This window comes from Allobosea sp. NPDC055353, assembly GCF_053644975.1.
In genome coordinates this window covers 2,486,827-2,511,899 of the sequence record NZ_JBSHMC010000001.1, presented here as the reverse complement: position 1 = coordinate 2,511,899, position 25,073 = coordinate 2,486,827, and the positions used below count along the sequence as shown (strand labels likewise).

General features: G+C 62.9%; 22 protein-coding genes. 15 read left to right on the top strand and 7 right to left on the bottom strand.

Features of this window, described 5'->3' with window-relative positions; all coding sequences use genetic code 11:
* Window positions 1-58 precede the first annotated feature (58 nt).
* Genes ACWIEX_RS11560 through ACWIEX_RS11540 form a run of 5 tightly spaced genes read left to right on the top strand, consistent with a single transcriptional unit; the run spans window position 59 to window position 3,630 of the window.
* Window positions 59-2,128: an ATP-dependent helicase gene (locus tag ACWIEX_RS11560; RefSeq protein WP_142115642.1), complete on the top strand. Its 2,070-nt coding sequence runs from the start codon at window positions 59-61 to the stop codon at window positions 2,126-2,128.
* The gene (locus ACWIEX_RS11555) at window positions 2,119-2,418 is read left to right on the top strand and encodes a hypothetical protein (protein ID WP_139163630.1); all 300 of its coding nucleotides are present in this window, start codon (window positions 2,119-2,121) and stop codon (window positions 2,416-2,418) included. The genes ACWIEX_RS11560 and ACWIEX_RS11555 overlap by 10 nt, the downstream gene beginning before the upstream one ends.
* Before the next feature lie 14 nt (window positions 2,419-2,432).
* On the top strand, window positions 2,433-2,678 hold the full coding sequence (locus ACWIEX_RS11550) for a hypothetical protein (protein ID WP_091862381.1): 246 nt from the start codon (window positions 2,433-2,435) through the stop codon (window positions 2,676-2,678).
* On the top strand, window positions 2,678-2,896 hold the full coding sequence (locus ACWIEX_RS11545) for a hypothetical protein (protein ID WP_091862378.1): 219 nt from the start codon (window positions 2,678-2,680) through the stop codon (window positions 2,894-2,896). Before ACWIEX_RS11550 ends, ACWIEX_RS11545 begins: the two co-directional genes overlap by 1 nt.
* A gap of 11 nt (window positions 2,897-2,907) precedes the next feature.
* Window positions 2,908-3,630, top strand: a complete 723-nt coding sequence (locus ACWIEX_RS11540) for an SOS response-associated peptidase (RefSeq protein WP_091862374.1) — start codon at window positions 2,908-2,910, stop codon at window positions 3,628-3,630.
* A 361-nt stretch (window positions 3,631-3,991) separates the two neighbouring features.
* Here the strand turns inward: ACWIEX_RS11540 and aspT (ACWIEX_RS11535) are convergent, their stop codons facing one another.
* From aspT (ACWIEX_RS11535) to ACWIEX_RS11520, 4 genes are all read right to left on the bottom strand, one after another.
* Window positions 3,992-5,677, bottom strand: a complete 1,686-nt coding sequence (aspT, locus tag ACWIEX_RS11535; protein WP_454033157.1) for an aspartate-alanine antiporter — start codon at window positions 5,675-5,677, stop codon at window positions 3,992-3,994.
* Window positions 5,678-5,787: 110 nt separating this feature from the next.
* Window positions 5,788-7,431 carry a bifunctional aspartate transaminase/aspartate 4-decarboxylase gene (locus ACWIEX_RS11530; protein ID WP_454033156.1) on the bottom strand — a complete coding sequence of 548 codons (1,644 nt, stop codon included), beginning with the start codon at window positions 7,429-7,431 and terminating at the stop codon, window positions 5,788-5,790.
* Window positions 7,432-7,484: 53 nt separating this feature from the next.
* A complete protein-coding gene (gene aspT / locus ACWIEX_RS11525) occupies window positions 7,485-9,176 on the bottom strand; it encodes an aspartate-alanine antiporter (protein ID WP_454033155.1) in 1,692 nt (563 codons plus the stop codon).
* 77 nt (window positions 9,177-9,253) lie between these two features.
* Window positions 9,254-11,977: a decarboxylase gene (locus tag ACWIEX_RS11520; RefSeq protein WP_454033154.1), complete on the bottom strand. Its 2,724-nt coding sequence runs from the start codon at window positions 11,975-11,977 to the stop codon at window positions 9,254-9,256.
* A 248-nt stretch (window positions 11,978-12,225) separates the two neighbouring features.
* Here ACWIEX_RS11520 and ACWIEX_RS11515 point away from each other — a divergent pair, with 248 nt between their 5' ends.
* The 5 genes from ACWIEX_RS11515 to ACWIEX_RS11495 all read left to right on the top strand — a co-directional run bounded on the left by ACWIEX_RS11515 (window position 12,226) and on the right by ACWIEX_RS11495 (window position 18,549).
* Window positions 12,226-12,465 carry a hypothetical protein gene (locus ACWIEX_RS11515; RefSeq protein ID WP_454033153.1) on the top strand — a complete coding sequence of 80 codons (240 nt, stop codon included), beginning with the start codon at window positions 12,226-12,228 and terminating at the stop codon, window positions 12,463-12,465.
* An 89-nt stretch (window positions 12,466-12,554) separates the two neighbouring features.
* On the top strand, window positions 12,555-14,309 hold the full coding sequence (locus ACWIEX_RS11510; protein WP_454033152.1) for a DUF3300 domain-containing protein: 1,755 nt from the start codon (window positions 12,555-12,557) through the stop codon (window positions 14,307-14,309).
* Window positions 14,306-15,241 carry a DUF2950 domain-containing protein gene (locus tag ACWIEX_RS11505; protein ID WP_454033151.1) on the top strand — a complete coding sequence of 312 codons (936 nt, stop codon included), beginning with the start codon at window positions 14,306-14,308 and terminating at the stop codon, window positions 15,239-15,241. Before ACWIEX_RS11510 ends, ACWIEX_RS11505 begins: the two co-directional genes overlap by 4 nt.
* Window positions 15,242-15,270: 29 nt before the next feature.
* Window positions 15,271-16,839: a CYTH and CHAD domain-containing protein gene (locus tag ACWIEX_RS11500; protein ID WP_454033150.1), complete on the top strand. Its 1,569-nt coding sequence runs from the start codon at window positions 15,271-15,273 to the stop codon at window positions 16,837-16,839.
* Between the two features lie 39 nt (window positions 16,840-16,878).
* Window positions 16,879-18,549, top strand: a complete 1,671-nt coding sequence (locus ACWIEX_RS11495; RefSeq protein ID WP_454033149.1) for a SulP family inorganic anion transporter — start codon at window positions 16,879-16,881, stop codon at window positions 18,547-18,549.
* A 16-nt stretch (window positions 18,550-18,565) separates the two neighbouring features.
* Here ACWIEX_RS11495 and ACWIEX_RS11490 read toward each other — a convergent pair whose 3' ends face one another.
* Both ACWIEX_RS11490 and ACWIEX_RS11485 read right to left on the bottom strand, forming a co-directional pair.
* Window positions 18,566-19,198, bottom strand: a complete 633-nt coding sequence (locus tag ACWIEX_RS11490) for a hypothetical protein (protein ID WP_454033148.1) — start codon at window positions 19,196-19,198, stop codon at window positions 18,566-18,568.
* A gap of 43 nt (window positions 19,199-19,241) precedes the next feature.
* A complete protein-coding gene (locus tag ACWIEX_RS11485; protein ID WP_454033147.1) occupies window positions 19,242-19,862 on the bottom strand; it encodes a response regulator transcription factor in 621 nt (206 codons plus the stop codon).
* A gap of 135 nt (window positions 19,863-19,997) precedes the next feature.
* On the opposite strand from ACWIEX_RS11485, the gene ACWIEX_RS11480 reads away from it, so the two are divergent.
* Window positions 19,998-20,243, top strand: coding sequence for a hypothetical protein (locus ACWIEX_RS11480; protein ID WP_454033146.1), 246 nt, complete (start codon window positions 19,998-20,000; stop codon window positions 20,241-20,243).
* A gap of 292 nt (window positions 20,244-20,535) precedes the next feature.
* On the opposite strand, the gene ACWIEX_RS11475 is transcribed toward ACWIEX_RS11480, so the two are convergent.
* Window positions 20,536-22,371 carry an adenylate cyclase gene (locus ACWIEX_RS11475; protein WP_454033145.1) on the bottom strand — a complete coding sequence of 612 codons (1,836 nt, stop codon included), beginning with the start codon at window positions 22,369-22,371 and terminating at the stop codon, window positions 20,536-20,538.
* 133 nt (window positions 22,372-22,504) lie between these two features.
* On the opposite strand from ACWIEX_RS11475, the gene ACWIEX_RS11470 reads away from it, so the two are divergent.
* The 4 genes from ACWIEX_RS11470 (at window position 22,505) to ppk2 (ending at window position 24,751) form a co-directional block, all read left to right on the top strand.
* Window positions 22,505-22,774: a hypothetical protein gene (locus ACWIEX_RS11470; protein ID WP_454033144.1), complete on the top strand. Its 270-nt coding sequence runs from the start codon at window positions 22,505-22,507 to the stop codon at window positions 22,772-22,774.
* 32 nt (window positions 22,775-22,806) lie between these two features.
* Window positions 22,807-23,385, top strand: coding sequence for a hypothetical protein (locus ACWIEX_RS11465; RefSeq protein WP_454033143.1), 579 nt, complete (start codon window positions 22,807-22,809; stop codon window positions 23,383-23,385).
* Window positions 23,386-23,461: 76 nt separating this feature from the next.
* The gene (locus tag ACWIEX_RS11460) at window positions 23,462-23,950 is read left to right on the top strand and encodes a hypothetical protein (protein ID WP_454033142.1); all 489 of its coding nucleotides are present in this window, start codon (window positions 23,462-23,464) and stop codon (window positions 23,948-23,950) included.
* An 18-nt stretch (window positions 23,951-23,968) separates the two neighbouring features.
* Window positions 23,969-24,751 carry a polyphosphate kinase 2 gene (ppk2, locus tag ACWIEX_RS11455; protein WP_454033141.1) on the top strand — a complete coding sequence of 261 codons (783 nt, stop codon included), beginning with the start codon at window positions 23,969-23,971 and terminating at the stop codon, window positions 24,749-24,751.
* Window positions 24,752-25,073 lie beyond the last annotated feature (322 nt).

Genomic DNA, 25,073 nt, shown 5'->3' with positions numbered 1-25,073 from the left:
TGGGCTTCCTTCGCGGTCGGTTCTCGGAAGGAGCGCGGCCGGTTCGGGAATTGAAGTCATGAACGCCGTCGCGCCGATCAGCTATCTCGACGCGCTCAACCCGGCGCAGCGACGCGCGGTGATCCATGGTGTCGGCGCGGTGGCTTCCTCGCCGCTGCTCGTCATCGCGGGGGCCGGCTCGGGCAAGACCAATACGCTTGCACATCGCGTCGCCCATCTCATGGTGAGCGGCGCCGACCCGCGGCGGATCCTGCTGATGACCTTCTCGCGGCGCGCGGCTTCCGAAATGGCAAAGCGCGTCGAGCGGATCGCCCGGAAGGTGCTCGGCGATGGTGCCGGCGTACTCGCCGACGCGCTGACCTGGGCAGGCACCTTCCATGGCATCGGCGCGCGCTTGCTGCGCGACTATGCCGAGCAGCTCGGACTCGACCCGGCTTTCACGATCCATGATCGGGAGGATTCGGCTGACCAGATGAACCTGGTTCGACACGAGCTCGGCTTCTCCAAGACGGAGTCGCGGTTTCCGACGAAGGGCACCTGCCTGGCGATCTATTCGCGCTGCGTGAATGCCGAGCTGCCGATCGAAGACGTTCTGCGCCTGTCCTACCCTTGGTGCGCCACCTGGGCGGCTGAGCTGAAAGAGCTGTTCGCGGCCTATGTCGAAGCCAAGCAGAGCCAGAACGTCCTGGATTACGACGACCTGCTACTCTACTGGGCCCAGGCCGTGACCGATCCCGACATCGCGGCGGACATCGGCGGTCGCTTCGACCATGTCATGGTCGACGAGTATCAGGATACCAACCGGCTCCAGTCCTCGATCCTGCTGGCGCTCAAGCCCGACGGCCGCGGGCTTACGGTGGTCGGCGACGATGCCCAATCGATCTATTCGTTCCGCGCCGCGACAGTCCGCAACATCCTCGATTTCCCAGCAGCCTTCGTGCCGCCAGCCGAGGTCATCACGCTCGATCAGAACTACCGCTCGACCAGCGCCATCCTGTCGGCTGCGAATGCCGTCATCGACCTTGCGGCCGAGCGCTTCACCAAGAACCTCTGGACCGACCGCGCGACCGGATCGCCACCGCAACTCGTCCATGTTCGAGACGAAGCGGACCAGGCGCGTTTCATCGCGGAGAAGGTGCTGGAGAGCCGCGAGGGTGGCTCAACCTTGAAGCAGCAGGCGGTCCTGTTCCGCGCCTCCCACCACAGCGGCCCGCTGGAAATCGAGCTCACGCGACGGAATATCCCGTTCTTGAAATTCGGCGGCCTCAAGTTCCTCGACAGCGCCCATATCAAGGACCTGCTGGCGCTGCTGCGCTTCGTGGAGAACCCGCGCGACAAGGTATCCGGCTTCCGGGTGCTGCAGCTCTTGCCCGGCGTCGGCCCGACCTCGGCGCAGCGCGTCCTGGAACATGTTGCCCAGGCCTCGGCGCCCCTCGAGGCACTGGAGAACGCTCCGGCTCCGCCGCGGGCTGGCGACGACTGGTCGTCGTTCGTCGCTGCGGTCGGTGAGCTGCGCGCCGGCACGGCGGGTTGGCCGGCAGAGATTGAACTTGCTCGCCGCTGGTACGAGCCCCACTTGGAGCGGATCCATGAGGACGCCAGCACCAGGCAAGCCGATCTCGTGCAGCTCGAACAGATTGCGGGCGGTTACCCGTCGCGCGAGCGCTTCCTGACTGAACTGACGCTCGACCCGCCGGACGCGACAAGCGATCAGGCCGGCGTTCCGCATCTCGACGAGGACTATCTCATCCTGTCGACGATCCATTCGGCCAAAGGGCAGGAATGGAAATCGGTCTTCGTCATGAACACAGTCGACGGCTGCATCCCTATCGACCTTGGCGCCGGTGCGCGTGATGAGATCGAGGAAGAGCGGCGTCTGCTCTATGTCGCGATGACGCGGGCGAAGGACGATCTGCACCTCGTCGTGCCACAGCGCTTCTTCACGCACGGCCAATCGGCGACGGGCGATCGTCACGTCTATGCCAACCGCACCCGTTTCATCCCGAATGCGCTGCTCGGCCAGTTCGAACGGACGGCCTGGCCCATCGCCGCCGCGGAAGCCTCGCGAGCACCATCTGGTGGCCCCAAGGTGGATGTCAGGGCAAAGATGCGGGGCATGTGGCGATGACCGCGCATTGGCTGCACCAGGTCGAGATCAAGCTGGATAGGGCGTCCGCGGCCGAACGTCTTCGCCGGATCGAAGCATGGTGCACCGATTGGCAAATCGGCTTCCGCGTACTCGGCACAGTGACGGAGGACCTGATCCGGGTGGCTTTCGAAGAAGCGCGGTTTGCGCGTGCCTTCCACGCTCATTTCGGCGGCGTCATCGCGCCTGCTGATGAACTTGAAACGGCTCTGGCCGCTGATGCCGCGGAAGTCGACTTGTATGATCGGCTTGCGGGCGACTACCCTGACTAGGGAGGGCCAGCGTCATGACGGATGTGGTCAGGCTCGGATCAGGGGTGCCGCGCGTCCCATTGCGGCGGGCTGATGATTTGGTGGATCGGATCGAGGTGTTGAAGAACGAAGCGGCCGCCAGAGGGTTTGGCACGCTGGCCTACTTCCTTGATACGGCCTTGATAGAGGCCAGGATGCAGAACCAACACATCAGCGATGACACCGCCATAGCGAGAGCCAAACCCGGTGAGCTTTGGCTCCCGGTTAGGGATCAGGAGTGATGGCTGAGCCGCCCGAGTTGCCCGAAATCGATCTCGATGTTGCGGATGTGAAGCGGATCGCGCTGACGACCGATCCGCAAGGCGAGACGATGATCAGCTTCGAGATGGCCAGCGGTCAGGTGATGAACCTGATGTTCTCACCGGAGATATTCGCGAAGCTCGAGGCCATGATGGCCAAGGCCAACGAGGCGCAAGCTCAGGTCTCACCGATCCAATAGGAGCGGAGCGCATGTGCGGACGGTTTAGCCAAGCCTACACGTGGGGCGAGATCTACGCCTTCAGCCAGCCTCTCACCGAGCCGGAATCGCCAGCCCGCAATCTGCAGGCCAGGTATAATATCGCCGCTACGACGACGATTGATATCCTGGTCAAGACCAATGTCGGTCGGGAACTATGGAAGGCACGCTGGGGTCTGATCCCCCCTTGGCACAAGGGAACGGCAAAGCAGATCAAGCCGCATATCAATTCCCGCGTTGAGGGCATCGACACCAACAGCCTTTTCAAGCGCGCCTATGTGAAGAACCGCTGCATTATCCCGGCGAGCGGCTTCTACGAGTGGACGGGCGAGGAGAAAAACAAGACGCCCCATTTCATCAGTCCCAGGGACGGCGCCATTCTCGCGTTCGCTGGCATCTGGGAGCGGTGGCGCGACGAGAACGGCGAGGAGATCATCAGCGCGAGCATCATCACCCGGGACGCGAACGATTGGATGCTGAAGATCCATACCCGCATGCCGGCAATGTTGCATCCCGACGACTTCGAAGCCTGGTTAGATGGCTCGGCCGGTAAGGACGTGCTGGTGCGCTCGTCGCCGGAGCTTCAGGAATGGGTCGTCGATCGCCGTATGAACAAATCGGGGGCCGGAGACGACGATCCGGCGACGGCCGCTCCGATCGAACTGGAGGCAGCCGCCCCGTCTGCTTCGCTGCCGGTGCAAGGCACTCTCTTCTGAGCCGGCTATCAGCATCGCCTGCATCGGAAGCATTTAGGCGACATTGGTCGAGGTAGAAACCCTGCGCCGCTTCTGGCCCATTGCGGACGCCGGGAACGTCCGCTTTCCGGCAGTTAAGCTCAAGGCCCAACCACAGGACAGCAGCTGACCACACCGCATTGCCGGAGCAAGGGAACGGCCTCCTGCTTCTTGCAGCTATCGTGCCGTAGGTGTGGAAGCTCTCGATCGTCTTGCCCCCCAGGCTTGCCCCTTTTCCGCGCCGTCTCGGTTCCGGTCACGGTCTGCCAGTCCAGGGCGAGGATCGGTCACGCCATCACGGGGAATGAGGTCGAACGTGGCACAGCGTCCCCAACGTGCTTGATCAAATAGTCATCAGAGCAATCAAGACGGGCCCCCACGCAGTCAGAAGAATGTTCCCGATTGCGTAGGGGACTGTGTACCCGAGCGCTGGAATACTGCTTTGCGCCTCGTCCTGAACGGCTCTCAGGGCCGCAGTTATTGTACCGGCTCCGGCGCATGCGCCGAGAAGGATCAGTGGGTCCATCTTTAGGACGTAGCGACCGAACAGAATCGCGACCATGTGCGGCAGCAGAGCTGACACCAGGCCCACGGCAGCCAGGCTGATGCCTGTTGCCTTCAGACCGGCGACAAAGCTTGGTCCGGCGCCAAGGCCGACAATGCCGATGAACATGCACAGCCCCACCGTGTCGAATATCCAAATCGCGGGCTCCGGAATGCGGCCGAAGAAAGGATATGCTGAGCGCAGCCATCCGAAGAGAAGCCCCATGAACAACGCCCCGCCGCTGGCGGTCAGCGTGAGAGGGATCCCCCAGGCAGTGACCGAGAGCAGACCGAAGAGCCCGCCAAGGAAGATGCCAACTCCGACGAAGATCATATCGGTCGCCGATGTGCGCCTGTCGGGATAGCCGATTGCAGTGGCGACACGTTCCACCTCCGACATAGGTCCCATCAGGGACATGACATCTCCCCGATTGAGGCGGGTCGTGGGGATCACCGGCATCGCGATGCCCGAACGGGTCAACTTGGCGAGAAAAACCCCGCGCGCGAATTGGTCTTCGGTGATTTCTGCGAGAGATTTGCCGTCGATCTTGCGGCTCGTCACGATCACGTCGAGCGCTTCCAGCGGAATGTCCAGGAGTTCGGGGTCGCTGACCTCGGCGCCGATGATATCGCCGCGCGCCGCATGGACCTCGAAACGCGCCATGACTGCGATAACATCCCCCGCCAGGGTCCGATGATCCGAGGTCTGATCGAACAGGATATCGCCGCTGCGCCCGCGTAGGACGAAGACACGAGATGTCTTCGGTAACGTCTCCAACTCGGCGACCGTCTTGCCCAACAATTTTGGATTTTCGATCCGATAGGCCCGAACGTCGAACAGGCGCGCGGCGGAGGTGACGCCTTCTATCTCCGTGGCCGATCCGGCTATCTCGCTACGCCGTGCGGTCGCAACCTTGCGCAGGTCGATTCCCATCAGCCTGGGACCGATCTTTGGCAAAAACCAGACCAGAGCGGTTGTCCCGATCAGATAGGTGACGGCATAGGCGACGGGGATATTGTTGACGAGCGCCGCGCGCTCGGCTTGCGGGAGATCGAGCCGCTGAATCGCCTCGCCGGCTGTGCCGATCACCGTCGATTCCGAAAAGGCGCCCGCCAGAAGCCCTGCCGCAGTGCCCATGTCGTAATTTAGCAGCTTCGCAAACCCCAACGCCGTGAGCAGGCAGGTCACACACAGGACCACCGTCAGGGCCACTTGCGGTAAGGCATCCTTTTTCAGCGCACGAAAGAACTGCGGGCCGACCTTGTAGCCGGTCGTGAACAGGAAGAGATCGAAGAACACCGCTTTGGCGACCGCCGGAACCTTGATGTCCAATTGGCCGACCAGAACGCCCGCCAGCAGGCAGCCCACGACGACGCCAAGGCTGAAGCTCCCGAATTTGAGCCGGCCGATCAGAAAGCCGAGTGCAACCGTCAGGAAAACGGCCAGTTCGGGGTTAGCGCGCAGGGCCTCGATGACGAACGCCATACCGTGTCTCGCTGAGCGGTATTGAGATTCGGAAGTGGCCGTATGCTGTGGCGTCGATGCGGCTCTGCATACGGCCGGAAGCCGATTGCGATCCGGTCCGATGAGCCGACCTATTCTCCGGCTGTCGGCGTCGGCCGCCCCTTTTGTGCCAAAGCCATGTTGTAGGCGTCGAAGGCCTGCCGATAGCCGCGCGCGACGGCACGCGTCGCCCGGCCGATCTGCCCATAGACCTCATCGTCGAGATTGGCGAAGGAGACGCGCACCGACCAATCCGGCGCGTGAAAGCCACCGCCGTTCAGCAGCACGATGCCATGGTCCTCGGCCAGGCGGAAAACGATGTCCAGCGGGTGGACGTGCTCCTTCATATAGGCCACGACCTCGGGCCCGACATATTTGTTGGCCCAGAACTCGAAATCGACAAGCCCGTAATAGCGATCGTGCAGCACGTTCTCTGGAACCTCGATGCCGAGGCCCTCGATCATCCGCTCGGCTCTCGCTCTGACGATTCCCATGCAGGTCTTCTGGTAAAGCTTGGCCTCGTCCATCAACTCGGACAGAGAGAAAAGTGACATCATTACCTGCTGCGGCAGCGAGAGCCCGGCAGTATGGTTGAGCGCGATGTCGCGGCTATCGGCGACGATGCGGTCGATCAGCTTCATCTCGCGCGGCTTCAGCGTCAGCGGCCCATAGCGCTTGTCGAGTAACGCCTGGGTCTTTTCAGGGTGCGCAGCGATTGCCTTGTCGAAGATGTTCTCGCGATGAATCGCGATGACGCCGAGCCGCCAGCCAGTGCAGCCGAAATATTTCGAGTAGGAGTATACGCCGATGGTGTTGCGGGGCAGAGCCGCGAGCAGGCTGCGGAAGCCCGGGACAAAGGTACCGTAGACATCGTCGGTCAGGAGCAGAAGATCCGGACGCTTGGTCTCGACCAGCTTGACGATCTTGGCGATGGTCTCTTCGCTGAGAGCAACCGCGTAGGGATTGCCCGGATTCACCACGAAGAAGGCCTTTACCTTGGGGTCCTCGAGCTTCTTCAGCTCCTCGTCAGTGAACTGGAAGCGGTTCTCCTGCGGGGCCGCGATCGAGATCACGCTGAGGTCGTAATCCTCAAGATGAGGCATTTCGAGGTAGGGCGTGAAGATCGGCGTCGCGAGCGCTATGGTGTCGCCGGCATTCAGCAGGCGGTTGGCCTTGAGCGACTTGAAGATATAGCACATCGCTGCCGTGCCGCCTTCGACGGCGTAGAGATCGAACTGCCCTGAGGGGCGCGGATCCCCGCACATCGCCCACATGAGGTACTCGTGCACGATCCGCTCGTTGTGGACGAGCATGCGATCCGGCACCGGATAATTGTCGCCAATGATCGAGTCGACCAGCTCATGGACAAAGGCATCGGGCTTGAAGTCGAATTTCTTGACGGCGAAGGCGAGCATATCCCTCAGGAAAGTTGCTCCGGGCGCATCCTTGTGATCCGCGAGCCAGTTCTCCAATCGCGCGGCGATGCCGTCGGCTTTGGGCATGCCACCGATCCCCGCCGGCTTGTTCATGACGCGCCGGCTTTCCGTGATCGCGAACTGCCCGAGCAGGAAGAAGCCCTCGCGCGGCGTCATGGCGACCCAGTTCGGATTGCCCCGGCCGGCGTTCAGCAATGCAATCGAGGACGTCTGCGCGGTCAGCTTGGCGAGGCGGATGAGCTCGTCCTTGATTTCGAAGGGGCTGAGTTTCTCGAAGCTCTGCAGAGTGACAGGATCCATGGCAAATCCTCCGGTGACAGATTGAATTGAAGGAACGGGCGCGTGGTCTGCCGCTAGGTCATCAAAATGATGATCACCATGCCCCAGATGGTCAGAAGCGTGTTCCCGACCGCATAGGTGACCGTGTAGCCTAGCGCGGGAACCTGGCTCTTTGCGGTCTCGCAGACCATGCCGAGCGCGGCCGTCGTGGTGCGTGCTCCGGCGCAGGCGCCGAGCAGGATCGCCGGGTCAAAACGGAAAATGAATTTGCCGGCAAACATGGCGAGGATCAGGGGGATGGTCGTGGCCAGCGCACCCCAGAGGAAGAGGCCGACACCTTGCGTCTGTAGGCCCTTGACGAAGCCCGGACCGGCCGAAATGCCGACGACGGCGATAAACATGTTGAGGCCGACCGAATTCATGAACCAGACCGTCGAGCTCGGGATGCGGCCGAACGTCGGGTGCACAGAGCGGAGCCAGCCGAAGACCAGGCCCGAGATCAGCGCGCCGCCGGCGGTCGACAGCGTCAGCGGCACACCGCCGACCTTGAAGACGAGGGCTCCGATGAGCGCTCCGAGGACGATCGCGCCGCAGATGAAGGCGACGTCGGCGACGTCGCTTGGGCGGTCGGCATGGCCGAGCGTCTTGGCGACGGTGGCAACGTCCTGGGTGCGGCCGACAACGGTGAGGATGTCGCCGCGATGGATTACGGTGTCCGGCAGGATCGGGATCGAGACGGCAGTGGCGCCGCGCACGATCTTGCGCAGGAAGACGCCGCGAGACGTCGGCATCTTTGAAAGTTCGGTGAGAGTCTTGCCATCAGCGTCCTTGCTGGTGACGTAGACGTCGACGCCCTCGGCTTTGAGGTCGAGCAGCTCCGGGTCCTCGATCTCCTCGGCATTCTGGCCGATGAGGGTGACCAGCGTCTCTCGCGGGCCAGCGAGGGCGATGATGTCACCTTCTTGGAGGATTGTGTCGGCGGTGGCGTCCTCGATGACGCCGTTGCGGCGGATGCGCTCGACGAAGACACGGGCGTCCGGCACAAGCGCCTCCGCCTCCGCGGCACGCATGCCGGCAACCTTGGCGCCCTGCCGCAAGCGGAAGCCACGCAGCTCGAAACGCCGCCAGACAGAGCCGGGGCCGCCGATCTCCTTGCCGCCGCCGAGCCTCGCCTCGTAGTCCTTGCAGGCCTGGGCGAGATCGATGTTGAGGAGCTTGGGGCCCAACAGGGCGAGGACTATGGCGGAACCGACGGTGCCGAAAATGTAGGTCACTGCATAGGCGACCGGCATCGCGTCGAGATATTCTTTGGTCTGCTCGGCAGAAAGCCCCAGGCGATTGATCGCATCGGTCGCGAGGCCCATCGAGGCCGAGATGGTTTGCGTGCCTGCATAGAGGCCGGCGGCATAGCCCGGGTGGTAGCCAGCGAACTTGGCTATGATAACGGGAACCGCGAGGCAGAACACGGTCACGACGACGGCAAAGATCGCCTGAGGCGCACCGTCCTTGGCGATACCTCGTACGAACTGTGGCCCGACGCCATAGCCGACCGCGAACAGGAACATCAGAAAGAAGGTCGATTTCACATTCGGCGAGATTGTGATTCCAAGCTGACCGATCACGACCGCGGCGATCAGTGTCGAGGTGACGGCGCCGAGGCTGAAGCCTTTATAGGCGAAGCCGCCGACGTAATATCCGATCGCCAGCGAAAGGAAGAGCGCAATCTCGGGGTAGCTGCGTAGTGTTGTGACGAACCAGTCGAACATTCCGATCCCCTGTCGCTGTAGTTCCGGGCCTGCCGAGGCGTCGACACCCCGTCACATCTTGGGCTTGTCTCCCATCGTCATTTCTTCTTGCGGGCGAGGGCGTCCGGCTTCAGCAATTTCAGGCCCCTGGCTCTCTCGTAGCCATGGATCTCCTTCACATCGAGCTTGCGCATGAAGGTGATCGTCTCATGCGTCACCACCTGCCCCGGCACCAGGATGGGGAAGCCGGGCGGATAGGGAATGACGAAATTGGCCGAGATCAGCGCGGGGCCTTTCTCCAGACGGCGGTCGCATTCCGCACCGTTGATCGGCAGATACTCGCATTTCTCGGCCGCATAGGCGGCGAAGAAGGCGGTGCGCATGTCGCCTTCCGGCGTCGTCTTGCCGGCGTCGCCACGGAAGGCTTCGTCGAAGCGGCTGAAATCCGGAAGGTCGGGCACGTCGTTCATCAGGCTGTGCACGCGTGCTTCGAAGGCTCTGCGCTCCGCTTCGCCGCCCTGGCGCAGCCGCACCTCGATCTCGTTGCTGATCTTAAGCAGGACGCTGATCAACAGCGCGACATCGCTGCGGGTGTTGTTGATGTTGGATTGGAGAAGGACCGAGTTGCGCGAGGTCTTGTTGACCTGAACCCCGTATTGCGAGGCCAAAAGCCCCTTGAACGCCGTGCCGTCGAAGCCGGCGGTGCCACAGACCAGCGTCATCCGCGTCGGGTCGAGGCAGAACTCGTCCTCCCGCATGCTGCGGAGCTGATCATCCCAGTGCGTCTCGGGCGCAAGGAAATCGACGAAGCCGCTGGTGCGGTACTTCTGCGGCACCATTCCGTCAGCGCCGACGACCTTAAAGTACTTCGAGATGATCGGGTGCGTCGCGACTTCGCGTCTGATGTCGAGCGCGACCTCGATCGCATTCATCACCAGCCGATAGCCTTCGAGCTCCATCTGGCGGCGAGCCACGTCGAGGCTGGCGATAAGCTGCTGGTTCGGGCTGGTCGAGGCATGGGTGAAAACCGCCTCGTGGAACTGAGCCTCGACCTTGTGGAAGTCGACGTCCCTGACCAGCACCATCGAGCCCTGCCGGATCGCCGACATCGATTTGTGGGTGGAGTTGGTTTGGTAGACACGCAGCCGGATGGCACGCGGATCGGGCACGAGGCGCGTGTCCAGAAGGTTGTCGATCGAGGGGGCAGCGCCGAGCTCCTTTTGCTGCTTCTCAAATTGCGCGAGTGCATCCGGGCTCGCGATCCACGCCTCGATGTCGGCCGCGGCGCCCATGCCGGTGCGCGGGCGCAGGAAGGGCGACCAGCGTGCAAAACCGAACCAGGCCTCGTCCCAGAGGAAGATGAGGTCCGGCTTGATGGCGAGGCATTCCTCCATCACGCGCCGGGTGTTGTAGATGTGGCCGTCGAAGGTGCAGTTGGTCAGGTCGACCATCTTGACGCGGTCAAGCCGCCCCTCGGCCTTCAGGTCGAGCAGCGCCTTCTTGATCGAGCGCAGCGGCACCGCCCCGTACATCGAGAATTCGACCATCGGGAACGCCTCGACATAGAAGGGCTGCGCACCGCTCAGCACCAGTCCGTAGTGGTGTGACTTGTGGCAGTTGCGGTCGAGGACGACGATGTCGCCTGGCGCGATCAGCGCCTGCAGCACCATTTTGTTCGAAGTGCTGGTACCGTTGGTGACAAAGAAGACATGATCGGCACCGAAGGCCCGGGCCGCCATTTCTTGCGCCCGTTTGATGTTTCCGGTGGGCTCTAGCAAGCTATCCAGGCCGCCGGTGGTCGCGCTGCTTTCGGCGAGGAAGAGATTGAGGCCGTAGAACTGGCCCATGTCGCGGATCCAGTGCGAGCTAAAGACCGACTTGCCGCGCGCGATCGGAAGCGCGTGGAACGTGCCGACGGGGCGTTGCGCATAGAGCTTGAGATTGTCGAAAAATGGCGTGTCGTAGCGTGCTTTGATGCCCTCCAGCACCGAGAGGTGGAGTTCGAGCGGTTCCTCGATCTGGTACATTACGCGCCGGATCATCGCGGCTCGCGGATCGCCGGCGAGCTTCTCGACGCGCCGGTCGGACAGCAGGTAGATGTCGAGTTCGGGCCGGATCGCCTTCAGCCCGGCGGCGAGGCGCAGTGCGAGATCGGCCTCGTCCGCCCTATCGAGCAGCGGCTGCTGCGCAGCCAGCACGCTACGCAAGATCGGGGCGTCGTGCCGGGATTTCAGTTCGAACCCCTCATAGATGACGACGGCGGCGACATCAGGGTTGAGCGCTGCCGCGCAGATCGCATCTTCCAGGCTGCCGACGAGCACTGTCTCGTAGATGAAGGCATCCTCCGACCGCCGCAGCCTGCGGAACTCGGCGGCCATATGCGGCCATCGTCCCGGCGGCGCTGGCGTCACAACCAGCATCTCGAAATAGGGGCGATGGGCAGGCCTGTCGCCGAGCGCAGAGGGCAGCGCGTCGACCGGCTCCGCCAGTGTGAGATCGACTGACTGCCATTCCTTGGCGTCTTGCTTGTAGTTGCCGGTGATGATCGCAAGCGAAATCCGCTTGGCGAGCGCCAGGAAACTGTTGGCATCATCATTCTGCAGGTGTTGGTGCAGCGGGCCGATCAGATCAGGGCCCGGGAAGGCGTGAAATTCCTCGATCGCGCCCAGTTCCTGGAGGGCGCGCTCGACCTCGCGGCGGGGCTGCGCTCCCTTGGACCAGGAGCGGGCGACCGCGTGGAGATCCCGCCAGCGGTCGGTGCGGCCGGAGGGGGCCGAGAAGAAATGGTCGATGGAGCGCGTTTCTTGAGCCGTCAAGGACATTGCGAGTTCTCTCCCTGCAAGCCATCTGCGGCTGACATGCCTGAGAGACCCAGGTTAGTTGACGCAGCGTCCATCGCGGGAGTTCAGCACAATGCGGGACGGAAACGTATTGTACCTGAGGACAACTTTCCGCCGCGCGCATTCGTTTAAGATCAGGGAGCCAGATCGTCGGTATTGGCGGGGCTTGGCTGTGCACTCATCCATCAGTGTCGGCCGTGCGGTCCGCCGCTAGCAACGGAGTTCGCACCATGATCAGACAGATGTTTTTGGCGGGCGCCTTGGCTATAGCCGGGCTTCTGGGCTTCGCTGGTCAGAATGACGCCTTGGCCTGCAATAAAACGGGCGGTTGCATGATGGATGTGATCCATGAAGACTACGACATGAGGCGTGACGGCCGCATGGATAAGGCAATCAAGGCTGGTCAAGACAACATCGAAGCATTTCGTGCTTTGCAAGCGAAGCAAAAGGCATATTCGGCCGGAAAATGACCCGCCGTTTCGCCAAGTCTTGAGGATACTGCGCTGGCTTCTGACGCTGGCACTGTTGGCTCTTCGAGCCCCATTTCTGGGAGAATGCGATGCATCTGCGGATCGTGGTCGCCTGTGTCTTCGTGGGTGGTCTCACTGCCCCACTTCTGGCGCAGACGCCGCCGCCTCAATCTCAGCCGGCGGCTGGCGCGTCTGTGGCGCAGGCGGATCAACTTCTGAACGGTGCGCAGCTGGATGCGCTCATCGCGCCGATCGCGCTCTACCCCGACACGCTGCTGGCGCAGGTCCTGATGGCCTCGACCTATCCACTCGAAGTGGTCCAGGCTGACCGCTGGGTCGGCGCCAACAAGAGCCTCAAGGGCGACGCGCTGAAGGCCGCAGCCGAGCAGCAGCCCTGGGATGTCAGCGTCAAATCGCTGGTCGCCACGCCTTCCGTGCTCGAGATGATGAGCAAGAACCTCGACTGGACACAGAAGCTGGGGGACGCGGTTCTGGCCCAGCAGCCGGATCTGATGGACGGCGTCCAGCGGATGAGGACGCGGGCCTATGAAGCCAAAAAGCTGTCCTCGGGACCTCAGCAGACGGTCTCGGTCCGGCAGGATAACGGCAGGCAGGCGATTGTGATCGAGCCGGCTCAGCCGGGCACCGTCTATGTGCCGTATTACGATCCGGCAGTGGTCTATGGCGCCTGGCCCTATCCCGCCGATCCGCCATACTATTTTCCGGCATCGGGCTACGTCGCCACGGGCGTTATCGCGACGGGTCTCGCCTTTGGCGCTGCCTATGCCCTCGGGCGCTGGAGCAGCGGCAATTACTGGGGCGGCAACGTCAACTGGAACAACAACAACATCAATATCGACCGTAACCGGGTGACGCATTGGCAGCACAATCCCCAGCATCGCCACGGCGTCCAGTACCGCAACAACGCTGTCCAGCAGAGGTTCGGCAACGACAATCTCCGGGCTGGCAGCGAAGGCAGGATGGATTTCCGCGGGCGCGGCGGCGATCAGGTTCTGCGTCCCGAGGGGGGGCGCGGCGACCTTGGGGCCGGCGGCACCCGACCGCAGCCAAGGCCGGGGGATCGCCCCAATGTAGGCGACCGGCCCGATCGCGGGCCGGGTGATCGGGCTGGTGCCGGCAACCGGCCGGATCGTCCGGGTGGGGATCGCGCACGGCCCGGTGGCGATGGCGGGCGGAGCGGGGCGCCACGGGCGTCGACCCAGCCGAACCGCCCCAACGCAGGAGCCAAACGCACCGGTCCATCGCGCGACGGTGCCTTCAAAACGCAGCCGGGCCGTGCGGCGAACCTGCAATCGCAGCGCGGGCACGCGAGCATGGGGGCTCGTCCGGGAGGCGGAGGGCGCGCGATGCATGCCGGCGGCCCAGCGATGCGTGGCGGAGGCGCCGCTATGAGCCGCGGGGGCTATGGCGGCGGTGGCGGCCGAGCAGGTGGCGGCTTCGGAGGTGGTGGCGGCCGCGTCGGCGGGGGTGGAGGGCGCGGTGGAGGTGGTGGTGGACGCCGCTCCGACATCCGGCTCAAGCACGACATCATGTTGATCGGCCGGATGGACAATGGGCTCGGCTTCTACCGCTTCGCCTACAATGGCTCGCACCGCGCCTATGTCGGTGTAATCGCGCAGGAGGTCCAAGGTGTCGCACCCTGGGCGGTGCGCCGCGGCGCGGATCGCTATCTGCGGGTCGACTACCGCCAGCTCGGCGTGCCCTTTCAGACCTTCGATCAGTGGCAAGCGTCGGGCGCGCGGATTCCGGTCGGAGACCAGGGGTACCGGAAAGAAATTCCGGTTCCGGCCCATGTCTCGCATGTCGAGGATGCAAGGCCATGATCAACACATCGCCACCGGCGCGAACCGTTTTTAACCTGGTGTGCGCAGTCGCGTTTGGCATAGTCGTGGCGGCGACGACCGCGAGAGCGCAGGAGGTCTTCAAGACACCGTCGGCGGCTGCCGCCGCGCTGATCGATGCGGCGCGCACGAGCAACGAAAAGCGCTTGCGCGCCGTCCTCGGAACCGTCGGCCGTGACACTCTGCCCTCCGGGGACGACGTCGCCGATGCCGCCGATCGCAAGCGCTTCGTGGAAGCCTATGACAGCCGGAACTCGATCAACGAGCAGGGCGACAAGGCGACGCTGATCGTCGGCCCAGATGATTTTCCTTTCCCGATCCCGATCATGCGTCGGGGGCAGGGCTGGGCGTTCGATGGCGTGTCCGGCCGTGACGAGATCCTCGCCAGGCGTATCGGCCGCAACGAGCTTGCGGCTATCCAGGCGAGCCTTGCTTTCCTTGATGCCCAGCATGATTACGCCGCCAAGGACCGCACCGGCCAGGGTTCGGGCGTCTATGCTCAGAGAATCATCAGCCGGCCCGGCAGCAAAGATGGGCTTTATTGGAAGAGCGCGGCCGACGAGGAACCCAGCCCGCTGGGAAATCTCGCTGCGGAAGCGGCGGCGGAAGGTTATCGCGCCGGTGAGACACGGCAACCCTTCCACGGCTATTACTACAAGATCCTGAAACGGCAGGGGAGCTCGGCGCCCGGCGGTGCGATCGACTATGTCGCTGGCGGGAAAATGATCGGCGGCTTCGCTTTGCTCGCTTATCCGGCCGAATATGGCCGTTCCGGCGTGAAAAGTTTCATGCTCAATCACGAAGGGACTGTCTACCAGAAGGATCTTGGCGCCGGCACGGACCGCACCGCAGCCCGCATGCAAAGCTTCAATCCAGACAAGGGCTGGGAAAAGATCACCCCAGAGCAGCAATAGCGCAGCAAATGGCCGAGGCGATGGCAGCCATGGACCGTTCCGCCTTGTCTATCACCGAGCAGATTCGTGATGGTCCCGGTCCAACGGCGCTGATGCTATCTCTCAGTGAAGGAAATCAGCGACGGGTCCTGAAACTCTTGCGGTGTGCGGGGGGGAAGGACCTTGGGCGCGCGAAGGCCTTCAAGTCAGTCTACTACGATACGCGGCGCGAGACGCTGGCGCGCGCGGGTTATCGCTTGTCTGTTCAGGCACAGGGACTCAAGCGAACCCAACATATCGAAGTGACGGACACCGCTCTGTTCCTCTCCGCCACAGCGTGCTGGGCGCACGAAATCGGTGATGTTGCACCGAGCAGAGCATCAGTCCGGGCAACGCCGCTCGACGATATCCTCGACGACAAGGCCCTGGCGCGGCTAAAACCTCTCTTCGATCTCGATATTCGCCGTCGAAGCCTTGTTCTCGACCGCGACGGCGCCAGCATCATTGCCTGCTTCGACACGGGAGCGATTACCGCGGGAGCCGCCGTCGAGCGCATCTGCGAACTGCGGTTGAAATTGATCGCTGGATCGCCTGTCGCCCTCCTGAATGTCGCGCGGGAGTTTGGCGTACACCTCCCCGTGACGTTCGGCCTACGCTCGTATGGCGAACGGGGTTTCGGCCTGCTACATGCTCTGGCTGGACCTGGCAATGGAGGGGTCGCGGGCGATGTCCGCGGCGAGATGACGGCTGGGGAGGGGAGCGACAGCGTCTGTCAAAGTTGCGTGGCTGCGCTCTTCGACGCGCTGACGCTGCTGACATTCGGCCGCGGGCGGGATGTGCTGCATGGCGTGCGGATTGGCCTCAGGCGGCTGCGTGCGACCCTGTGGTTCCTGAAGCCCCTGCTCGGTCCCGGAATCGGGCCGATATCCAATCGCCTGCGTGCCTTCGCGCAATTTCTTGGAAAAGCGCGCGAACTCGACGTCTTCTGTGATCGCGTCCTGGCACCGCTGCGGCTGCGCAACCCCGATGCGCCAGGCATGGAGGCGCTCCTGCAGGCATTCGAACATCGGCGCCGGGCGGCGCATGACGAGGTCCTGGCCTTTGCGCAGTCGCCCGCGATGCTGGAGTTCGGCTTCGCTCTTCTCGAAGGCCTCGCCGCATTGTCCGGCCCGCAACGTTCCTTGCTCAAGAATCCACGCCAGCGCGACCGCCCGATCAAGGAGTTCGTGCAAGCGCGCCTGGATCGCCGCTTGAGGACCTTCCTGAAAGCGAGCCGGAATCTGGAGAGTTGCTCCCCGGATGGACAGCACGACATCCGGATCGTGGCCAAAAAGCTGCGCTATGCGATTGAATCCTTCCATTCGGTCATCGGCACGAAGACGAGTCGAAAGCTCATATCCAAGTTGACGATGCTGCAGGACGTGCTGGGTGAGCTCAATGACGCTCGGAGTAGTCAAACCATCGCCCTTTCCTATGCGCGCGAATGGGGGAGAGACGATCATGGCGAGGCACTTCTGTTTGCGGCCGGCCTCGCTGCGGGAGCCTGCAACCCTGATCCGGCCAGAGCGTTGGCAAAAGCGGCGGCGACGCGAGGCGAACTGGCCGCTCTTGCACGATAGCGGCCCACACGAATCGACGCGCTCCCGGGAGAGGCGCCCATGATCGAGCGAATTCCAGTCCTGAGCGGCATGCGGGGTTATAAACTGGAATGGCTCCGCTTCGATGTGACGGCGGGTCTTGCTGTGGCCGCCGTCGCCATCCCCAGTGCGGTCGCGTACCCCGCGATTGCGGGGCTGCCGGTTGAGACCGGCCTCTATGCGAGCATTCTGCCGCTGGTCGGCTATGCCCTGTTCGGCCCCTCGCGCAAGCTGATGGTAGGCCCGGATGCTGCGACCATGACGGTATTGGCGGCTGTGCTCGCGAGCCTGCCGCTTCTCGACGCGCCGGAGCGTGTCGGCGCCGCGGCCGCGCTGGCGCTGATGGTTGGCGCCATGTGCATCCTCGCCGGCAGGTTGGGGCTTGGGGTTGTCGCCTCCTTCTTGTCTCGGCCGATCTTGATTGGCTTCATCTGCGGGATATCGATCTCGATACTCATAGGCCAGATCGGGCGGCTGACCGGCGTGCGCATCGAGTCTGACGGGCTGGTGAAGCCGCTCGTCGAGATCGTTCGGAAGGCCGCTCTGATCCACTGGCCGTCCGTCATGTTCGGCAGCACGATGTTCGGGCTTCTCATCCTGCTGGCGCGCCTGCGCTCGCCGATCCCAGGGCCGCTCGTCGTGGTCATTGTCGCAGGCCTCGCCTCGGCCCTTTTCGATCTCGAGGGCCGCGGTATGAAAGTGATCGGCAGCTTGCCGAACGCCATGCCGGAGCTGACGCTTCCCGCCATCTCAGGGCTGCCGCTGCGGGACCTCCTTCTCGGCGCCGGTGCCATCTGGCTCGTAGGCGTCGGTTCGGGGCTCGTTGCGGCCCGGAGTTTCGGTGCCAAGGATCGCTTCGAGGTGGACGCCGACCGGGAGCTTACCGGGCTCGGCGCCGGCAACATTCTCTCCGGTCTGTTCAGCGGCTTTCCGGTGACCGTGACGGATTCGCGAACGGCCATGAACATTTCCGCCGGCGGGCGCTCTCAGGTCTCCGGCCTGGTCGCGGCCTTCGCTCTCACGGGACTGCTGCTTTACCTCAACGATGCGCTGCGTGTTCTGCCTATTCCGGCTCTTGGCGCGATTCTCGTTTTCGCCTCACTGAGTTTGATCGACCTCGGTGGCCTTCGAGAGATCTGGCGTGTCAGCCGCATGGAGTTCGCCTTCGCTCTGATCAGCATGTGGGGCGCCATCAGCCTCGGTGTGCTCAGTGGCGTGGTCATCGCGATCGCCGGCACGCTGCTGCTCGTCCTGCTCAAGGAGATGCGGCCGCGCGACGCTGTGCTCGGGCGCATTCCCGGGCGACCGGGGTTCTACAAGCTGCACCGGACTGCGAATGCCGAATCCTTGCCGGGAATGCTGCTGTTTATGATCCAGGGCAGCATCCTGTTCTTCAACGCCGACTACGTGCGCAAGCGGTTCGAGACGGTCGCCAGCGAGGCGTTCCCTGGCACGGCCTGGCTTGTACTTGATGCCAGCGCCGTCGCCCAGATCGACACCACGGCGACTGCGATGCTGCGGCAGTTGCGGACGGAATTGGCCGAGACGGGGGTCACTCTCGTGCTGGCGGAGCTCCACAAGGAGCCGTGCGAAATCCTGCAGCGTGCCGGCTTCTTCGAGGGTCCCGACGCGACGATGGTCTTCGACGATCTCGAAGATGCGGTGCACGCGCTCTCCCGGCGGAGCTCGTGAAGGGCGGAAGATGGTGTCAGGACGACGCTCGGGTGGGTCGGTACTCGCGCAGCAGGATATCGCCGCTGACGAGGAGGACCCAGAGCGGGAAGACCAGGAAGCTCCAGTCGACGGCATGGCTGCCAAGCAGGATGAAAGCCGCTGCGGCATAACCGGCCATGGCCGTCCAGCGCGCCGTGATGCCCGTTCGCAGCACGATGGTCGAGGCCGTCAGCACGAAGACGCTCGCGACCTTCATCGCGTAAATGCTCGTCAGGTTGTAGGCGAAGGCTCGCGCCAGGGTGAAGGTCACGGAGCCCGAGAACTCGCGGGGCAGCGCCGCATGGGTGACCAGGATCGCCCCGATGGCGGCGGCGGCGGTGAACAGCATCCCGACGAAGAGCAGGCCGCTGCCGAGAAACACGGTCGCAAACAGCTTGTGCTCCTGCGGACCCAGCCGATCCCGCAGCACACCCATGAACCAAAGGAAGGCGATTCCTGCGAAGGGGATGAGGTTCAGCGCCAGGGCGACCTTCCAGGACTGCGCACCAAGCCACTCGCCCGGATCGCGCGGATGCAGGCGCAAGGTCTGCAGGACCAGCGAGATCGCCGTTAGCAGGAGGACCGAAAACAGGATACCGGCGACCGCGGCGGCCCGCGGTGTCTTCAAGCCGTCGGGCGTGTGGCGAGGTAACGGCACAGGGCTGGCCTTGTCAGAGAGGGCCGGAGCTGAGGCCCAAGCGCTCGGCGCAGGACACGAGTTCGACGATCGAGCGAACCTGCATCTTTTCCATGACCTTGTGGCGATGCGCCTTCACGGTGCGCTCGGTCGTGCCGAGTTCGAACGCGACCTGCTTGTTCATCCTGCCCCGGATCACGAGCTCGAAGACCTCGCGCTCACGCCTCGTCAGGCGCTGCAAACGCGCCGTCACTCTGAGCGCCCAGCTTTCGCGTTCGTTGGCGAGGCGATGCCGTGCAATCGCGCGGTCGATCGCCAGGATGAACTCCTCGCGCTCCACCGGCTTCGTAAAGAAGTCTTCGGCGCCTGCCTTGATCGCCCGGACGCCGGCGCGGACGTCGCTCTGTCCGGCCAGAAAGATGACGGGCAGGTTGAAACCGGCCTTGCTCAGCCGGTCAAAGAGATCGGGCGCGGCTGCATCCCGAGCCTGCATGTCGATGATAATGCAACCCGCAGGTTCGCGGTCCGGCATCTTCTCGATGATCTCGTCGGCACTGCCATAGGTCTTGATCTGATAGCCGTAAGCCTGAAGCAGATGGTCGATCTCAGCCTGCGAGGCCGTATCGGCTTCAACGACATGTATGAGAACTGACATGGTCAATCTCCCGATTTCCATGTTGCTACCCGGTTGCCTCAGGGGGCTTTCAAGCTGTCCCGGGTACAGCGCTGATATATGCTCGCAATACCACCTTCCACGGAGTGGTGCCGGTAGAGCTTCCCGTCGCTGGCCATGGAAAAGACGGCCCGAGCGCTGTCCGTGGAAACCGGTGTCGCGCAGTTCAGGCGGAGAATCTGCCTTTCGCCGCTCGCAGTGATCCCGGCGAGACGGCAAGTTGCCAGCGGCGTCGAAAGCCGCTTGCCGGAGACGATGAATGCCGCGGCGAAGGCGCTGGCCGGCCGCTTGAAGGCGATCACATTCGACGTCGCAACGAAAACGCTGGCGCAGGACGTTCCCTCTTCGAGCCACGCCCCCTGAAGAGGGCGCGCCTGAGCCCTGACCTCCTGCAGAGGCACGATTGTTACGGCCAACACGAATAGTGACAGGCGACGGCTTACGGCCATTGTCGACCCCCTCCAATGCTTGCCGGGCCACCTCGTCAATCGCCTTGGTCTGCTCGATGTCGCGAAAGCAACCGCTCACAGATGGTGTGATCGCGTGCGATATCCAGCCAGATTCGACCCGCCTCTTCGGGCGGTACTAAGAGCCGCAATCTGCGTTGCAGGGAGTAGGTTACGGTTTGTTACGCGCGGACCGCGCAGGCGACGATTTAATCCGGGGCAGCCAGCTGCTGCGCCTCTGCCGCGAAGCGCGGTTGCACGGGAAAGCCCGCCTGAATGGCGCCGCGGATGATGATCGCTCGATCTCTGCGATTGAAGTTGCGCTTGTTGAGTTCGCCGTCGAAATTGTCAAAGAAGTCGGGCCGCAGCTTCAGGAACATCGCTCGACTTTGCGCTGTTTCCGCCTCCAGTCCAAGGCGGGCGAAGATCAGCGCCGCGACGAGGTGATAGATCGAAAATCGGCGCAGCTTGGCGCGGCGGATGAGATCGGCGGCTTTTACGTCGTGTCCCTGCATATAGGCAGCCAGGGCAAGAAGCCCGAGATAATAGTCGGAATGGCCCGGATTTCTGGCCATCGCCTGCTCAAGCAGGTCTTCGCCGCGAGGCCAGTCGCCGGACTGGGCGACACGGCTGCCGAATTCCCCGAGCAGCTCGGTGTCATTTGGGTTGAGAGCAAGCGCCAGTGAACCGATGCGGAGGGCTTCAAGCGGCTCCCCACTGAAGTAAAGCACAGTCATCAAGGCCTGCAGTGCGCGGACATTTTCCCGGTCCAGGCGAACGGCGCGCTCGGCCGCGGCCCGGGCACGATCGAGCGGCGTCGGCGAACCAGGCCGCCGATTCAGCTGGAAACGATCTTCGTCCAGATAGAGGTAGGACAGCATCGCCCAACCCGTCGCGTACTCCGTATGGCGGAGTGTGATCTGCTCCAGACATTCGCGCGTTCGGGCGTGAGCGGCTTGATCCAACTCGGCACGATAGCGATAAAAGCGATAGGTACATTGATAGGCTTCGGAGCTGCTTGCGCCCTGTGCTCGCGTCGCCCGAGGCGGCAAACTGAAGATGATGCCGTAAGGTTGGGCGACAACCGTAGCAACCTTCGAGGCAATGGTCATTTGCATATCGAGGATTTCGTTGTTTCGTGGATCGACGTCGTAGGATCCAGACCAGACGATAGCCGATGTCTCGCCGTGGAGAAGGCGGCTGGTCACCCGGATTCTACCCTCCGACAAACGGACCCCGCCCTCCAGGACATATCGGCTCCCGAACCGCTGCCCGACCTCCACAGCCGAGGCCTCGGAGGAGAGGTTGCCCGAGGTTTCTCGCCCGAATACTGTCAACTCCTTGAACCGCGCGAGCTGCAGCAGAAGCTCTTCTCCAAGCCCGGTCACATAGTAATCTCCCTCGAGAGTTTTCGAGAGGTTCACGAAAGGCTTGACGATGAGGGATGGTCCCTCTGGCCGCGTCGATCCGGCTTTGGAAGCGGTCGGCGACGACGGCGTCTCCAGCCGGACGAACAAGACTCCTGCGATTAGCGCCGTGAAAACGATCGCGACGAAGAGCCCGGAATGTGGCTCCCATCGACGGAAGAACTGGCCAAGGTTCGGCCATTGTCGCGGCTCTGAATTCTGAGCAAATTCCTCGCTCTTCGCGCTGTCTTCCCGCCGCTGGAAGCGGGGAACATAGCCACCTTTTGGAATTTCGATCAGGATCGGGTCGGCGCCTCCCCTGAGATAATAGTATCGTTCAAGAGCCCGTCTGAGACGCCCGGCCTCGATGCGCACGACTGGGTCGCTCTGTATGTCGAGACGGGCATCTCGTCCGAACACCTCCACCGCAACCGAATAAGCCTTGATGCGATCCGATCGACCAGAGAGGGTCTCATTGACGATATAAAGCAGGAACTGACGAAGCCGCGCCGGGACGCTGAACTCGGCGCTGGACAGAATCCGCTTCAATTGAGCCCGAACATCGTCTTCGCCCGGTGCTGCGTTTCCGGGCGTGTCATTGCTCGCGGTATTTTCCGGCTGCTCTCGTTCCTTGGGCATCGTTCCCCCCACGGGCGCGAATCCACTGATAACCGTGCAAGACAGGCGAAATTGGCGAGGTAACCTCTCGTAAGATACTCCCGCGCGCCCCGATGAGCCAGATAGTTGTGTTTATTCGCGGGGGCTCAAAGCCATGGATCCGGGAATTCTGGCCGCCATTCAAATCCTGCCCAAATACGAAACAGCGATCAAGGTGCTGGCGCTGCAAAATGAGAGCTTTCGCAGCTTGTGTTGGGATCTTGCCGATGCAGAGCAAGCTCTTCGGCACCGGATTAAATCGGACGCCCCTGAAGATGCGGCGCAACGCACTGAGTACAGGCACCTCGTCGAAAGTCTCGAAGCCGAGCTTCGCCAAGCTATCCTCGCCTGGCAGGCTCTGCCCAAAGGTAGCAAGTCCATCTGAAGCCGGTTTGCCTGGAGAAGAGGAGAGTTCTGATGCCGAAACACCTGAGCTGGATTTTTGCCATTGCGCTGACGGCCGGCGTTGCGGGCTGCGCGTCCTATCCGACGGTAACTACCCAGACCGTCATCGTCGCCGGCATTGGGCCGGTCGAGATCGAGCGGCTCGATGTCGAGATCGTGAATGTGGAGCCGGCCGAGCGCTTGGTGCTCGTGCGGCAGGGCGGCCGTGTCTGGCATGTCGCGGTCCCGGAGGTGTTCGGCAATCTGCAGAACATTGGGCCCGGAGACAGGGTCGAGATCCGGCGCGTCGAGGGCGCGATCCTGGGAGCCAGGCGCGCGCGGCGCGGCGCGAGGCCGGGCATTGTCTATACCGAGGCGGTCAGTGGGCCCTTCCAGAACCTGCCGGACAAGTTCGTCGTCCGGTCGCTGCGGGTGACGGCGCAGTTCCAGGCGTTTGATCCCTCCTCCGGTATCGTCAGTTATGTCGGGCCGTTGGGACCGCGCTCCCTGACGGCGGTCGATCCCGAGATCAAGCAAGACCTTCGACGGCTCCGGCGCGGTGATATGGTCGAACTGATCGTGGCCGAAGCCTTCCACTTCCAGAAATACTGAGCCAGGGGCCTGCCCCGCACGTCGGCCGCAGGCGCGGTCGGCATGCGGCGGCCCAACAGTGCAGGAGGCACGAGCGATGTCGACCGCAATCCCCAATACCGCAGCGAGCACCCTGGGCGACGAGAGCTTCATGTCCGCCGACGATCTCCGTGCCTACATGACGGAGCTCGAAATGGCCAAGGCTTCCAAGATGCTGGGCGCCATGGACAAGGCTGACGAGGCGCGGAAAAAGCTCGTCGCTGTGTTGCGCGAGGAGATCGACGTCACGCCTGAGAAGATCGCGGAGATCAAGCAAAGCCTCGCTAACAAGACTCGCGCTGCGGCCGGGCGCGGCGAGACGGAAGTCCTCGTCATGCGCTTTCCCAGCGCGCTCTGCACGGACAAGGGGCGGGCGGTCAATAATGCGGAAGCGGACTGGCCGACGACGCTCACCGGGCGGCCGCGACAGGCCTATGAGTTCTGGGTGGAGCATCTGCGGCCGTCAAAGTACAAGCTTCGCGCCATGATCATCGACTGGCCGGGCGGATTGCCGGGCGACATCGCGTTCTTCCTGAGTTGGTCCTAGTGAACAAGGAGGCCGGCGATGAAGGCCAACGCCAGCGAACCCCTGGACAGAAAGACCTATGAGCGGAAGCTGCGAGACCTGCACGCGGAACTGGTCAAGCTGCAGGAATGGGCAAAGCACGCCGGCGGGAAGGTCTGCATCGTCTTCGAGGGGCGGGACGGCGCCGGAAAGGGCGGCGTCATCAAGGCGATAACGGAGCGCGTCAGCCCCCGGGTTTTCCGTGTCGTCGCCCTGCCGCCACCCACCGAGCGCGAGCGCTCGCAGATGTATGTTCAGCGCTATCTGCCGCATTTGCCGGCAGCGGGGGAGATCGTGATCTTCGACAGGAGTTGGTACAATCGTGCCGGCGTCGAACGGGTGATGGGCTATTGCACTGAGGAGCAGGCCAAGGGATTTCTCCACAGTGTGTCGGGCGTCGAGAAGGCGATCGTCGATTCAGGCACGATCCTGCTGAAGTACTGGCTCGAAGTCGGTCAGGAAGAACAGACGCGCAGGATGCAGGAGCGCATCAATGACCCCAGAAAGATCTGGAAGCTCTCGCCGATGGACCTGAAGTCATATTCGCGCTGGTACGATTATTCCCGCGCCCGCGACGAGATGTTCCGCGCTAGCGATACTTCCTGGGCCCCGTGGTACGCGGTTCATTCTGATGACAAGCGCAGGGCACGGCTTGCTCTCATCGCCCACATTCTCGATTCGGTTCCTTACGAGGCTCCGGTACGAGAGAAGATCAAGCTGCCGAAGCGACAGAAGCCCGACGATTACGAGGAGGCCGATTTCGCGCGGAACTGGATAGGCTAGGTCCGGTGCTGACCAATTGCCTAGCGGTGCTCTGCAACGAGCAGCGATCGTTGAGGCATCTGCCGCCGGCTCGCTCGGCGAGCTAAGCGCAATGGGGGCAGGCTAATGTGGATTCTAATGTACGTCTTCTCTTACTCGATTAGCCCGGCAGCTTCAAACGACAGGGCGGAATGGAGACTTATGCCCGCCGTCGTCTTTCAAGAATTTTCAAACGAGAACAGGTGCCAAGTAACGAAGTCTATGCTGGAAAAGAGCTTGCATGAAGCCGGAGCCAAACTGAAAAGTGGTTTGGAAGATTTGAGAAGTGTTGGCAAGGGCGGGC